This window comes from Shewanella abyssi (genome assembly GCF_023284025.1).
Taxonomy (GTDB): domain Bacteria; phylum Pseudomonadota; class Gammaproteobacteria; order Enterobacterales; family Shewanellaceae; genus Shewanella; species Shewanella abyssi.
Genome location: NZ_JAKIKR010000009.1, coordinates 78,905 through 92,098, shown reverse-complemented (window position 1 = coordinate 92,098; position 13,194 = coordinate 78,905). Strand labels below are relative to the sequence as shown.

12 protein-coding genes are annotated in these 13,194 nt (G+C 44.3%); 4 read left to right on the top strand and 8 right to left on the bottom strand.

Going from position 1 to position 13,194, the window contains the following annotated elements; all coding sequences use genetic code 11:
- Positions 1-200: 200 nt before the first annotated feature.
- The 6 genes from cctA to bioB all read right to left on the bottom strand — a co-directional run bounded on the left by cctA (position 201) and on the right by bioB (position 5,956).
- The gene (cctA, locus tag L2755_RS06305) at positions 201-548 is read right to left on the bottom strand and encodes a tetraheme c-type cytochrome CctA (RefSeq protein ID WP_248979886.1); all 348 of its coding nucleotides are present in this window, start codon (positions 546-548) and stop codon (positions 201-203) included.
- 301 nt (positions 549-849) lie between these two features.
- Positions 850-1,713, bottom strand: a complete 864-nt coding sequence (gene htpX / locus L2755_RS06300) for a protease HtpX (protein ID WP_248979885.1) — start codon at positions 1,711-1,713, stop codon at positions 850-852.
- Positions 1,714-2,043: 330 nt separating this feature from the next.
- On the bottom strand, positions 2,044-2,709 hold the full coding sequence (gene bioD, locus L2755_RS06295; RefSeq protein WP_248979884.1) for a dethiobiotin synthase: 666 nt from the start codon (positions 2,707-2,709) through the stop codon (positions 2,044-2,046).
- 27 nt (positions 2,710-2,736) lie between these two features.
- Positions 2,737-3,507, bottom strand: coding sequence for a methyltransferase domain-containing protein (locus tag L2755_RS06290; protein WP_248979883.1), 771 nt, complete (start codon positions 3,505-3,507; stop codon positions 2,737-2,739).
- Positions 3,508-3,562: 55 nt separating this feature from the next.
- Positions 3,563-4,756 (bottom strand): 8-amino-7-oxononanoate synthase, encoded by a 1,194-nt coding sequence (locus tag L2755_RS06285; RefSeq protein ID WP_248979882.1) that lies wholly within the window; start codon positions 4,754-4,756, stop codon positions 3,563-3,565.
- Between the two features lie 147 nt (positions 4,757-4,903).
- Positions 4,904-5,956, bottom strand: a complete 1,053-nt coding sequence (bioB, locus tag L2755_RS06280; protein ID WP_248979881.1) for a biotin synthase BioB — start codon at positions 5,954-5,956, stop codon at positions 4,904-4,906.
- Positions 5,957-6,204: 248 nt separating this feature from the next.
- Between bioB and bioA the strand changes: the two genes are divergently transcribed.
- The 3 genes from bioA (at position 6,205) to L2755_RS06265 (ending at position 11,249) form a co-directional block, all read left to right on the top strand.
- Entirely contained in the window at positions 6,205-7,545 is a 1,341-nt protein-coding gene (gene bioA, locus L2755_RS06275; RefSeq protein WP_283102735.1) for an adenosylmethionine--8-amino-7-oxononanoate transaminase, read from the top strand.
- Between the two features lie 438 nt (positions 7,546-7,983).
- The gene (gene fusA / locus L2755_RS06270; protein ID WP_248979880.1) at positions 7,984-10,077 is read left to right on the top strand and encodes an elongation factor G; all 2,094 of its coding nucleotides are present in this window, start codon (positions 7,984-7,986) and stop codon (positions 10,075-10,077) included.
- Between the two features lie 227 nt (positions 10,078-10,304).
- Positions 10,305-11,249 (top strand): hypothetical protein, encoded by a 945-nt coding sequence (locus L2755_RS06265; RefSeq protein WP_248979879.1) that lies wholly within the window; start codon positions 10,305-10,307, stop codon positions 11,247-11,249.
- Positions 11,250-11,284: 35 nt separating this feature from the next.
- Here L2755_RS06265 and L2755_RS06260 read toward each other — a convergent pair whose 3' ends face one another.
- Positions 11,285-11,782, bottom strand: coding sequence for an AAA family ATPase (locus L2755_RS06260; protein ID WP_248979878.1), 498 nt, complete (start codon positions 11,780-11,782; stop codon positions 11,285-11,287).
- Entirely contained in the window at positions 11,748-12,494 is a 747-nt protein-coding gene (gene cobB / locus L2755_RS06255; protein ID WP_248979877.1) for a Sir2 family NAD+-dependent deacetylase, read from the bottom strand. Before cobB ends, L2755_RS06260 begins: the two co-directional genes overlap by 35 nt.
- A 268-nt stretch (positions 12,495-12,762) precedes the next feature.
- On the opposite strand from cobB, the gene fur reads away from it, so the two are divergent.
- Positions 12,763-13,194: a ferric iron uptake transcriptional regulator gene (gene fur, locus L2755_RS06250; RefSeq protein ID WP_248979876.1), complete on the top strand. Its 432-nt coding sequence runs from the start codon at positions 12,763-12,765 to the stop codon at positions 13,192-13,194.

Sequence of the window (13,194 nt, the reverse complement as noted above, 5' to 3'; positions counted from 1 at the left end):
GTTTGATAAAGTTCACATTAAAGTACTCACTAAGAGGTAGGCGTTTTGATGGGTTTAGTAAAAAATCACCATTGGCTAAGAGGCTAAATCGTCTGAATTTGCCCAAAGCTGCAGCAATATTTGCCAAAATTCACATTTAGTTCAAATTATGGGTACAAAAAAACCAGCTTAAAGCTGGCTTTTATCGGTAACGGTTTAGGTTACTTAAGTGTTGATTCTGCAGTACGACCATCATCATGACAGCTGTCACATGCTGGCTTATCACCCACGTTCATTTCGTGAGGCGCATGGCAATCAGCGCACATTAGCATGCCATCGTGTGGCTGATGGACTGCGTCCATCTCTTCCAACGTACCGTGACAAGATTGGCACTGTTCGAACTCATATTCGCCATCTGCAGATGGAGAACCGTCAGCGTGACACGCTTCACAGCCGTCCATTTCAGAATGCATTTCAGCCAGCTCTTGGCCTTCAGCGAAAACAGAAGGAGATAATGCTAGTGCTGCGATAGCCGCACCAAAGATTGCACTTAATAGTTTTTTGCTCACAGTTGTATCCTCATTAGATGTTCGCATAGTGGAAACTTTATCAGTCAGGTATATTTCCATCTTGCGATCAATATTATTAGCACGACCTAGCTTAAGTTAGCTAAGGAATCACAAATTCGCAACTAATTTAGTTTGAAGATCATATCATTGTGGCCATTACCAAAATGTGCGCTCCATCAAATTCTACCGTTCATTCGCGCTATGAAAGACCACAAGTGTTCAATTATCATCTTGATTTTGACTGTTAAAAAGACGATTCGGAAGTTTTCCCTCCGAATCCGTTTCATTAGCTAAAGATGAATTAACTCACTCTCAGAGCGGCAATTCGTTTTTCGAGTGGTGGATGGCTCATCAATAACTCAGACATTGATCTCTTACCATTTATACCCAGCGCTGACATTTGAGCAGGCATAGATCCTGTCTCTGGCCCTTGACGAAGTCGGTCGAGCGCGGCGATCATTTTCTCTTTGCCGGCCAACTTAGCGCCACCTTCATCAGCTCTAAACTCACGGATACGAGAGAAGTACGCCACTATCATTGATGCCAAGATACCGAACAACATATCAAGCACAAAGACAACGCCCATGTAAGCGAACATACCTAAGCCTTCACCCTCTTCATCATTGCTCGCGACAAAATTATTGATAATGCCAGCAACCACACGTGCAGCAAAAATAACAAAAGTGTTCACCACGCCTTGGATAAGCGTCAGCGTTACCATGTCACCGTTAGCGACATGACTGATCTCATGAGCGAGTACCGCTTCTATCTCGTCATGGTTCATCCCATAAAGAAGACCACTACTCACGGCAACCAAGGAGTTATTCTTGCTTGGACCCGTTGCAAAAGCATTAAACTCTTGCGCCTGATAGATAGCCACTTCTGGCATTTTAATCCCAGCTTGCTCGGCTTGGCGAGCAACGGTCTCGACCAACCAACGTTCAGTATTATCTCGCGGCGTGGTGATAACCTCACAACCCATGGTTTTCTTTGCCATCCACTTAGAGATAGCCAAACTGATGAATGCGCCGCCAAAACCAAAAATGGCCGCGAACACTAACAAGCCGCCCATGGTTGAAGTATTGACACCCAAAATAGACATCACGATTGATGCCACTAATAAGATCGCCATATTGGTAGCAATCAGTAAAAATATACGCTTCATTTAAGCTCCTGTAGGATACATACGTTCCTGATAAATATTGTTAGAGACATAATATGTCCTAAATTTTCAATTTCAAGGGGTTCAAAGAAAAAACAGTGCAACTGCGTTTATCTTAGACGATCGCTTTATTTACCAGAGGCTGTGATTTTAGGGAGTTTTTATTAATCTAATCTTAAATAGTCCCAAAATAGAACGATATGCAGGTTAATCTTTTTTAACAGAGGGATAGCCCTTTAGACAATGATCATTATTGCATCATCTATACCCATCCTACTTGAAGATGGGGCTAAGGGGCTAAAATAGCGAGCAGTTGAATGCTTTAAGGATATATTAACTAAGCAAATTTACATCAAGGTATACTGCGGCTTCTGCTGCCGTTGCGTTCTCTAGATAGGGAATATGCCCAAGAAACGGTGCTGACATCATCTGCTGTAATGAGGCCAGGTTCTCTTGTTGGTTAGCCATGTCAGGGTCAACTTGGTTCGCCACCCAACCGGCAATGACAAGACCATCTCGCTCAATCGCTTCAGCAGTCAATAATGCATGATTCAAGCAGCCTAGTTTCATACCAACCACTAATATCACCGGCAGTTGCATTGCTTGCACCACTTCAGACATAAAATGCCCATCACCTAAGGGTAGACGCCAACCACCAGCACCTTCAACCAGGGCAAAGTCAGCCCCTAGATATTGCACCATATTAAGTTGCGCCTGAATTTTTTTAGGCGACAGCGAGATATTTTGCTCACTCGCTGCGATATGCGGTGCAATTGCCGCTAAAAAGGCAAATGGATTAATATCCTCATAGGGAAGCTTTATGCTTGATGCTGCCATCAGTGCTAGCGCGTCACTGTTTCGAAGGCCTTGTTCGGTTTGCTCACACCCCGACGCGACAGGTTTAAAGCCTACGGTTTCACCCTTTACTGCCGTTAGCAATGCTGAAGACACTAAGGTTTTACCGCAGTCAGTGTCGGTCCCGGTTACAAAATAAGTCATGCATACTCCAAGGTTTTTCAGCCTTTATTAACGCGTCTTTCTCGCTTTGATAAAACTGATATTATAAGTCAAGGGAAGCCCCTCTGGGGCGCGGCTTAACTCTGCCTTATTAAGCAATTTTTGCCAATCTCCTCGCCCTCTCAATGTGACGTGGCGTTGATTAAGCTGGCTTTTCACCTCGACTGTAGATGCACCAACACCTTTGATTGACTGCAGTAACGACTTAAAGTCAGCAAAATATACTGTAATCGCACGCGTCTCTACCTGTTCAATTTGCCAATCATCTTGATTAAAACAATTCAGTATCGCTGCTTCACTTTTAAAGCGGTTAACGTTTAATCTCAGATCTGACAGCTGATACAGACTATTTTCGGCAACAATGCTGGCATTAAACTCACCGCCGACTTTGAGGACTCTATTGGCCTCAGTTACCGCAAGCTCGAGGTTATTACACCACTGCAGTGCAACATTGGAATAAACCGTCGCTATTGAGGAGTCCAGCAAGGGTAAGTTTTGTGCATCACCGCAGAGCACCTTATGAGCTGGAAAATCTTTTTTAAGGCTGCGCAGCATTCCTTGTGCAATGTCGACACAAATAACATCGTCAATATGGTTGAAACATGTAAATGAAGTGCCGGGACCACAGCCGAGATCGAGTAAAGGCTGAGTAGGCGACATCAGCTCAAACAGATGCTTTGCCGCGATTCGCTGTAAAATGTCATGTGAATGGTATGAAGATGCAGCCGCTGAGAAACGATTAGCGACGTCAATATTTAACTGGTTTACCGCTGTTTTCACGACGTTGGATCCTAAGCGCTATGGAAGATTGAAATTATGTTGACAAACAAGCGCTTTAATCGTCTTGTAAAATATCAGCAAGTACGGCAACAAATGCATGAATATCTTCTGGGCAATGCTCTGCTGTTAATGTAATTCGCAGTCTGGCACTTCCCTGAGCGACAGTGGGCGGCCTTATTGCACCGACCCAGAAACCATGTTCTTTCAACCGTTTTGCAATCGCCAGGGTTCTGGTACTCTCACCGATAATAATAGGTTGAATAGCAGTGATAGAGCCTGTTAAGGCAATATTGTTTGTTTGACATGCCTCGATGAAACAATCGATATTTCGCTGCAGTTGTTGGTTTAGTGATGGCTGTTCAATAAGTATTTCAACCGCAGCGTTAACAGCCGCTGCATTGGCAGGAGACAAGGCTGTTGAGTAGATGTAATGACGCGCATTTGCAACTAGGTAGTCTATTAATTGATGACTTCCTAGGATGGCTGCGCCCTGGCCACCCAATGCTTTTCCAAAGGTGACGATCTGTGCATCGATATTAATATCACCAGCAAGTGCTGTGGCCCCAAGTCCTTTTTCGCCGACAACACCAAAACCATGTGCATCATCAACAATAAGCCAAGCATTATGTTGTTGACACAATGCTGATAACTCAGCTAAAGGTGCAATATCACCATCCATGCTAAATACACTTTCGGTGACTAAGGCGCAGGGAGAGTGGTGCTCAAACTGTGTATTTGCTGAGACTAAATCATTATGGATAAAACGTTTAAGCACAGCGCCACTATCTTGTAATCCATCAATGACCGAGGCGTGTACCAACTTATCGGCTAATACAGTATCGGTGTCATTAAACAGGCTTTTCATCAATGCATTATTGGCGCTAAAACCGGAACAAAACAGCAATGCGGCTTCGTGGCCAGTGGCTTGGCAGAGTGTTCGCTCAAGTTGTCGGTGTGACTGGTTATACCCTACAACTAAGGGTGACGATACACTGCCAACGCCATAAGCCTTTGCACCTTCATGCAAAGCGTCAATGACTCTGGTCGATCTGGACAAGCCCAAATAATCGTTACTGCTAAAATTGATATAGGGTAAATCATCCACTTCGAAGCAATTAGCATGTTCAGAATCAAGCATTACCTTAACTCGTTTTCTTAACAGGCCTTTCTCTTCAAGTGCTCGATTTGTGTCGATAACTCTTGCTTGAAGCAGTGGTGGTGTTGTTTTTTGTACAGCAGCGTCAGACATTAGCTCTACTCAATTGAGGGCTGGACCTAAGTATTCGAATAGTAAACTAAAAGCGACTCAGTATGTTAGCAAATAGAGCGTTTAGCATTGATGCTAAGCGCTCTATTTCAATATTGACCCAGCTTTCAGTCTTACTATTGACTGAAATTACAGCGCGCCTGCATCGTAAAATGCTGAGGCTTTCTTATCTTGTTGTGCAGCCGCTTTAGCCAGCATGGCTTTATCTTGTGCCTTGGTTGATGCAACGCCCTGCTCTGGGTGCAAACCTAGGCGTTTAAACAAGCTCATATCATCATTTTCTTCTGGGTTTGGCGTGGTCAATAACTTGCAACCGTAGAAGATAGAGTTAGCACCGGCAAAGAAGCACATCGCTTGCAGTTCATCAGACATGTTTTCGCGGCCCGCTGACAAACGCACTCGCGATTTAGGCATAATAATTCGAGCGACCGCAATGGTGCGTACAAACTCCAGCGGGTCTAAATCATCTATCTTTTCAAAAGGTGTGCCTTCAACTTTAACCAACATGTTAATTGGCACTGAATCTGGGTGCTGCTCAAGATTCGCTAATTGCTGCAATAAGCCCGCTCTGTCTGTCGCCTTCTCGCCCATACCGACAATACCGCCCGAGCACACTTTCATTCCCGAAGCTCGAACGTTTGATAGCGTGTCTAATCGACTCTGATAAGTACGAGTCGTAATCACCTCACCGTAATACTCAGGTGAGGTGTCTAAGTTGTGGTTGTAGTAATCAAGACCTGCATCCGCTAATTCATCCGCTTGACCGGCTGAAAGCATGCCTAAGGTCATGCATGTTTCCATGCCTAAGGATTTAACCTCTTCGACCATCGTTTTAAGATATGGCATATCGCGCTCTTTGGGGTTACGCCACGCGGCTCCCATACAAAAACGTGATGCGCCAGCCGCTTTTGCGCTGCGCGCTTCGGTTAAAACCGTTTCCATTGCCAGTAAACGCTCTTTCTCTAACCCGGTGTCATAACGGGCACTTTGCGGGCAATACTTGCAATCTTCTGGGCAAGCACCGGTCTTAATTGAGAGTAAACGACTGATTTGGACCTCATTGGGGTCAAACTCTTGGCGATGTACACTATGAGCTTGGAACAACAAATCATTCATAGGTAACGCAAACAAGGCTTCAATCTCTTGGCGTTGCCAATTATTTCTCACTACTACATCAGACATGCTTTATCCTTTTTCGACTCACGCTCATTGCTAAATCGTGCTTTTATATTAACGCTAATATTGTTTTTATAAATTCTGGGCTAATAATAGTGCTGCTCACTGTAAGGTTTATTTATTATATCCTTATTAAACAACAGTATAAACTACAGACATTGCGTGAACCATTTGACATTTATCTTGCCTAGGATACCTACAAGCCTTAACCTGTCAATGCCAATCAAACTAAAAGGTTTACTAGCGGCTATATTATGAACAACAAAAATCAACCTATAGAACAGTATATCGACTCGGATTTTGATCAGAAACATCTGTGGCATCCTTATACCTCGATGAAAAATGCACTTCCGACCTACGGTGTCGTCAGTGCAGAAGGTGTCGAATTACAACTAGACACCGGCGCAAAACTCATTGATGGGACAAGCTCTTGGTGGGCTTGCGTTCATGGTTATAGTCATCCCAAAATTGTGGCGGCAATGCAGCAACAAACCCAACAACTCAGTCATGTGATGTTCGGTGGCATAACCCATCGCCCAGCGATTGAGCTAGCAAGAATGTTGGTCGATATGACGAGCGAACGCCTAACCAAGGTGTTTCTGGCCGATTCTGGGTCTATCGCTGTTGAAGTGGCCATGAAAATGGCGCTGCAATATTGGCAAGGCAAAGACAAACCCAATAAACAAAAAATACTCACCGTTAAAAGCGGCTATCACGGCGACACTTTTGCGGCGATGAGTGTATGCGATCCAGAAGGTGGCATGCACACCATGTTCGGCGAACTGATCACTAAGCAGTTATTTGCGCCAGCACCAATGACCAAATACGCTGAAGAGTTTGATCCTGCGGAATTAGCAGCGATAAGCACCATCATTGAAGACAATCATCAACAGATTGCAGCAGTGCTTATCGAACCTATCATGCAAGGCGCCGGCGGAATGCGCTTTTATCATCCTGATTACTTAGCGGCCTTACGTCATCTTTGTGATAAGTATGATCTGCTGCTAATTCTAGACGAGATAGCCACAGGGTTTGGCCGCACAGGTAAATTGTTTGCCTATGAACATGCCAATATTGAAGCCGATATCTTGTGTCTAGGTAAAGCGCTCACCGGGGGCTATGTTTCTCTTGCTGCAACAATGTGCAGTGACGAAGTCGCCAAAGGCGTTAGTGAGTCTCCAGCAGGCGTGTTCATGCATGGACCTACATTTATGGGGAATCCATTGGCCTGCTCTGCTGCCATTGCCAGCCTTGAACTGATAAACCAGCAACAGTGGCAAGCTCAAGTAGCGAGTATCGAGTCACAGATGAAGTCCGAACTGGCTGACGCAAGGGCCTTTAGCAACGTTGTGGATGTCAGGGTGCTAGGTGCTGTGGGTGTATTGGAGATGAATTCAACATTGAATACCGCCGAACTTCAGCGGCAGTTTGTTGATTTGGGCGTTTGGATAAGACCATTTTCAAATCTCATCTACATCATGCCGCCTTATACAATATCAGCCCCACAGCTGTCACAATTGACCAGTGCTATGAAGACTGTCGCGGGGCAAATTTCATTGCCTGACAGTGACACTGCGTTTATCAGTCACGGCTAGTTTTTACAAGTATGATATCGGCGACAACTCAACATCAGTGCAACCGCTGCGTGAGCCTCTTAGGCATTGCACTTCAGCTTTGCATTGGCAAATGCCATAGGAATAACCATACTCTCGTCAATACGCCTTGAGTTGAAAATCAGCTACGGTTCTGTACTGAACAAGCAGTATTGGGATTGTATTAGAGGGTGTTGATGGCCGTTTATCTGCAACAGATAATGACTGGATTACGAGATGTTTTCCCTCTCTGATAAGTAAAATAGTTGTATTGTACAAGTGTACCGACGATTAGCATCGCTTTGTTTTGTGCTCAAAACGTGATTTTTTCACGATATTTAGCCTAATTTAGCCCTGAATGATAAAAATCGATAAAAAAAATGGAAAAGTATTGCTATACTTGCGCGGAATTTTAGAACGTAACTCCAATAGAGTAGAAAAATGACTGATTTATCAAAGTACAGAAACATTGGTATCTTTGCTCACGTTGACGCGGGTAAGACCACCACAACTGAGCGTATCCTTAAGCTTACCGGCAAAATCCATAAGATCGGTGAAGTTCATGATGGCGAATCAACAACTGACTTCATGGAACAGGAAGCTGAGCGTGGTATTACCATTCAGTCTGCTGCTGTAAGTTGTTTTTGGAACGACCACCGTTTCAACGTTATTGACACCCCTGGCCACGTTGACTTCACAGTAGAAGTTTATCGTTCTCTTAAAGTGCTTGATGGCGGTATCGGCGTATTCTGTGGTTCTGGTGGTGTTGAGCCTCAGTCAGAAACTAACTGGCGTTATGCGAACGAATCAGAAGTTTCACGTATCATCTTCGTCAACAAGTTAGACCGTATGGGTGCTGACTTCCTACGTGTTGTTAAGCAGACTAAAGATGTTCTGGGTGCTAACCCGATCATCATGGTACTTCCAATCGGTATCGAAGATGAGTTCACAGGTCTGGTTGACCTGCTGACTCGTAAGGCTTGGATATGGGACGAAACCGGACAAGCTGAAAACTACAAGATTGAAGAAATTCCTGCTGACATGGTTGAGCTTGTAGAAGAATACCGTGAAATGCTAATCGAGACTGCCCTAGAGCAGGATGATGATTTGCTAGAAGCCTACATGGAAGGCGTAGAGCCATCTATGGAAGATATTAAGCGTTGTATCCGTACTGGTACTCGTAAGATAGATTTCTTCCCAACATACTGTGGTTCTGCTTTCAAGAACAAAGGCATGCAGCTTCTGCTTGACGCCGTTGTTGATTACTTACCAGCGCCACAAGAAGTTGATCCACAGCCGCTTACCGACGAAGAAGGCGAGCCAAATGGTGAATTCGCTATCGTATCTGCCGATGAGCCATTTAAAGCGCTTGCATTCAAGATCATGGATGACCGTTTCGGTGCCCTGACCTTCGTACGTATTTACTCAGGTAAACTTAACAAGGGTGACACCATCCTTAACTCGTTTACAGGTAAGACTGAGCGTGTTGGCCGTATGGTAGAGATGCAAGCCGATGAGCGTAACGAATTATCTTCAGCACAAGCGGGTGACATCATCGCTATCGTGGGTATGAAGAACGTGCAAACGGGTCACACATTATGTGATCCTAAGCACCCTTGTACACTAGAAGCCATGGTATTCCCAGAGCCAGTTATCTCAATCTCTGTTAAACCGAAAGACAAAGGTGGCAGTGAGAAGATGGGTGTCGCTATCGGTAAGATGATTGCTGAAGATCCAACTTTCCGCGTTGAAACTGACGAAGATTCAGGCGAAACTATCCTTAGAGGCATGGGCGAACTTCACCTAGACATTAAGGTTGATATCCTTAGCCGTACCTACGGTGTTGATCTAATCGTCGGTGAGCCACAAGTGGCATACCGTGAGACTATCACTAAGGTAGTTGAAGATAGCTACACCCACAAGAAGCAGTCTGGTGGTTCTGGTCAGTTCGGTAAAATCGACTATGTAATCCGTCCAGGCGAAGCCAACACTGGTTTAACATTTACCTCTAAAGTTGTTGGTGGTAATGTTCCTAAGGAATTCTGGCCAGCCGTTGAGAAAGGCTTCAAGAGCTTAATGGATACTGGTACTATCGCTGGTTTCCCTGTACTTGACGTTGAGCTAGAACTTATAGATGGTGCTTTCCACGCAGTTGACTCTTCAGCTATCGCGTTCGAAATCGCTGCAAAAGGCGCATTCCGTCAGTCAATTCCAAAGGCTGATCCTAAGCTTCTTGAGCCAATCATGGCTGTAGACGTGTTCACTCCAGATGACCACGTTGGTGATGTTATTGGTGACCTTAACCGTCGCCGTGGCATGATCAAAGATCAGATGGCTGGCGTTACTGGTGTTCGCATCAAGGCTGACGTAGCGTTATCTGAAATGTTTGGTTACATCAGTACACTACGTACTATGACATCAGGCCGTGGTCAGTTCTCTATGGAGTTCTCTCACTACAGTCAGTGTCCAAACAACATCGCTGAGAAAGTTATCGCTGATGTTAAAGAAAGAAAAGCAGCTGAAGCTAAGAAGTAACTATTACTGAATAGTGAGCTCTCTTCGGAGTTTTACACTTTAATAAAAGCCTATAGACGAAAATCTATAGGCTTTTTTATTGGCTGACATTGGATGTCGTAGCATGAGTCACACACTTCTTAGCCACTTCTCAGAAAAAACCCTACTCAGCTCTCACAATGACAAAACCGACTTGTTTTGCCCACTAAAGACGTTACAGTGCGCTCTCGGTTTTTAATCTCAATACTATGTCTACTTACTCATACAAAGCACTCACCCTGATCTTAACTCTATTGACCTCGTTCAACGCTGTTGCAAGCGATGATTTAAATGCCAGCATCGAGCAACAAACCACCCCTAAACATTGGAGTGGTTTACCACTGCTAGCAGATAAAGCTGCTGAACGCGGCCATAAACTGCCGATTCCTGTCGGACTCACACTGTTCTACAACAGCATCGAAGCAGATTATGAAGCGGTTAACGATTTTCAAGTTCAAATTGACGGTGGATTGCTCGGTCTAAGAGGCCCAAATGACTATGTTATTCCAGCGGAAGATGTCAGCATCACAGGACGCGACAAAAGTGTGCAATTAAAACTTGACGCTTGGATCCTGCCTTTTTGGAATGTCTATGGGATCCTTGGCTATACCGAAGGCAATAAAGATATTAGAGCTAAGCTAGACAATGTTGAAGGTTTACCCTGTGGCGATAGTTGCAATGGTATTGTGCTGCCGATCCCCATTAGCTATACCGCGACTAACTATGGATTAGGCACAGTGTTGGCAGGTCAGATTGCCCCTATTATTGGCGATACTCCTTTCACTATAATGGCCATCGGCGCCATCATAAAAGCTAAAACAGACACTACCGATAGTTTAATAAAAACTAAACTCGCGTCTGTCCGTATTGGACAACGTTTTGATATTGGCTCTGATAAGCTGGCTTGGTTCTTGGCTTTTAGTCACCAAAGCGTCAATCAGAATGTCACCGGTGATTACTCTTTTAGCGGGACTCAACTCGCTCCATTAATGGAGGAAGTCAAGTTTGATATCGATCTCGCCAAGAAAGAAACTAAAAATATGTCATTCAGTTTGAACTATGACTTTGGCCATCGTAATGAATGGAATATCTACGCGGAGTACGGCTTCCTTAACTGGAAGCACCTCATTATCGGAATGGGCCGCCGATTTTAGAAAAGCTCATGACGGGTCAGCAGTCATTGTCACCATTAATGAGCTTCAAACAATAAAGCCATACGTTTTATGCTATTAAGTGGAACGCCATGGCTGTTGCGTTTTGCGCAGAGTCGTTGCTGTTCAACATCACTAGGAACGCCAATTTGTTGTATGTGAACCTCGTAGCCTAATGCCAGTGCTGCGGCTTGATATGCCTGATACTCCCAAAGTGCCACATTGGTATTATCACAAATAACAAACGGGACATTATCCGCCATCGCTTTGATAAACGCAGTGAGGTTCATTTGATGGTATTTAGACAGTAATTTGGCATTAAACTGATAAGTACCATTTTTAAAAAAGTATTGGTCAGTGGAAAAAACACCCACTGCAGCCGTTGTCCCGCGCTGCCCACTCCTCTGCGCTTTGCTGTCGATAAAGTGCGACACCCAGTAGCTTTTACCACTGCCTGGCAGTCCACGCATTATAATCGCCAGCCTTGGAGTCTCGTCTTGTTCAATCACTAGCGCTACCGAACTGCAATCGATCATTGAGCACCTTACCGTGCAGAATTTGTTCAACCAGTTTGGGTAAAACCTCACTGGCTTTTCCCTCAAAATGGTACTGAAATTGACTATGCCTGTCTGCAGGTAATAAATTAATATCGACAGTTTGAGCACCATGATGATTTGCTGTATCCACAAACCCGGCTGCAGGATAAACAGTGCCAGAAGTGCCAATGGCAATAAACAAGTCACAGCTATCTAATGCATGCTGAATTCTATCGAGGCCTATTGGCATCTCTCCAAACCAAACTACATGAGGCCTCAGCCTTTGCGCCGGAATACAACAGGTACAAGTATGTTCCGGACCGAATGGCTCTCTAAGAAGGAAGGTTTGTCTAGAACGCGGACAACGCCCTTTTGCAAGCTCGCCGTGCATATGCAATAAACGTTTTGAGCCAGCCCTTTCATGAAGATCATCAATATTTTGGGTTACGACTAATAGCTTACCATCGAATTCGCTTTCCAACTTGGCGAGGGCTAGGTGACCTGCGTTGGGCTCAATAGCGCCATTATGAAACTGTTGCCAGCGCTCGTTATAGAATTTTTCAACGAGCAGTGGGTTATTTTCATAACCTTCAGGTGTTGCGACCTCTTCAATCTTGTGCTCCTCCCATAAACCATCTTGGTCTCGAAAGGTACGTAATCCAGATTCAGCGGAGATCCCGGCTCCGGTGAGTATCACTATCTGCTGGTACATCTACAATCCTATTTGTCAGTTTTATTATTTTCATTTTGCCTAGTTAACAGCCCTTTTCACATTAGGCGTTAGTATAAACAGTAATAACAATACAAAAAGTATGCTTAAATTGCTTGTTTTATATCAGCTTTATCGCTTTTATTTACAATAGATGACTTATTGATAGATCAAAGGTTTAAGTTTTCTAATTGTGCACATATAATGGATTGCATACTCACATATGAACTGGCTGGTGTTAACAGGCCGTTCTGCAATCAAGAGACCAATAATGACAGATGGAAATCAAGCGCTAAAGAAAGCGGGTTTGAAAGTAACCTTACCACGAGTCAAAATTTTAGAATTGATGCAAGCGCCTGAGAATCAACACATCAGTGCTGAAGATCTCTATAAAAAACTGCTCGAGTTGGGTGAAGAGATTGGATTAGCGACCGTTTATCGAGTGCTCAATCAGTTTGACGATGCAGGCATTGTTACCCGCCACCACTTTGAAAGCGGCAAAGCGGTATTTGAACTTTCAAGCCAGCATCATCATGATCATCTTGTCTGTTTATCTTGTGGCAAAGTGTTCGAGTTCTCAGACAATATGATTGAACAGCGTCAAGATGAGATCGCGATGAAGCACAATATCAAACTGACAAACCACAGTTTATACCTTTATGGTGTTTGCACTAACGACAAATGCGAGCACGGCGAAGCATAA

Bases quoted from the DNA above. Each gene is read 5' to 3' on its own strand.
- bioB (WP_248979881.1), bottom strand. From the start codon at position 5,956: ATGTCTGATGTAGTAGTGAGAAATAATTGGCAACGCCAAGAGATTGAA.
- fusA (WP_248979880.1), top strand. From the start codon at position 7,984: ATGACTGATTTATCAAAGTACAGAAACATTGGTATCTTTGCTCACGTT.
- L2755_RS06265 (WP_248979879.1), top strand. From the start codon at position 10,305: ATGTCTACTTACTCATACAAAGCACTCACCCTGATCTTAACTCTATTG.
- bioD (WP_248979884.1), bottom strand. From the start codon at position 2,709: ATGACTTATTTTGTAACCGGGACCGACACTGACTGCGGTAAAACCTTA.
- L2755_RS06285 (WP_248979882.1), bottom strand. From the start codon at position 4,756: ATGTCTGACGCTGCTGTACAAAAAACAACACCACCACTGCTTCAAGCA.
- fur (WP_248979876.1), top strand. From the start codon at position 12,763: ATGACAGATGGAAATCAAGCGCTAAAGAAAGCGGGTTTGAAAGTAACC.
- L2755_RS06260 (WP_248979878.1), bottom strand. From the start codon at position 11,782: ATGATCGATTGCAGTTCGGTAGCGCTAGTGATTGAACAAGACGAGACT.
- htpX (WP_248979885.1), bottom strand. From the start codon at position 1,713: ATGAAGCGTATATTTTTACTGATTGCTACCAATATGGCGATCTTATTA.
- bioA (WP_283102735.1), top strand. From the start codon at position 6,205: ATGAACAACAAAAATCAACCTATAGAACAGTATATCGACTCGGATTTT.
- cobB (WP_248979877.1), bottom strand. From the start codon at position 12,494: ATGTACCAGCAGATAGTGATACTCACCGGAGCCGGGATCTCCGCTGAA.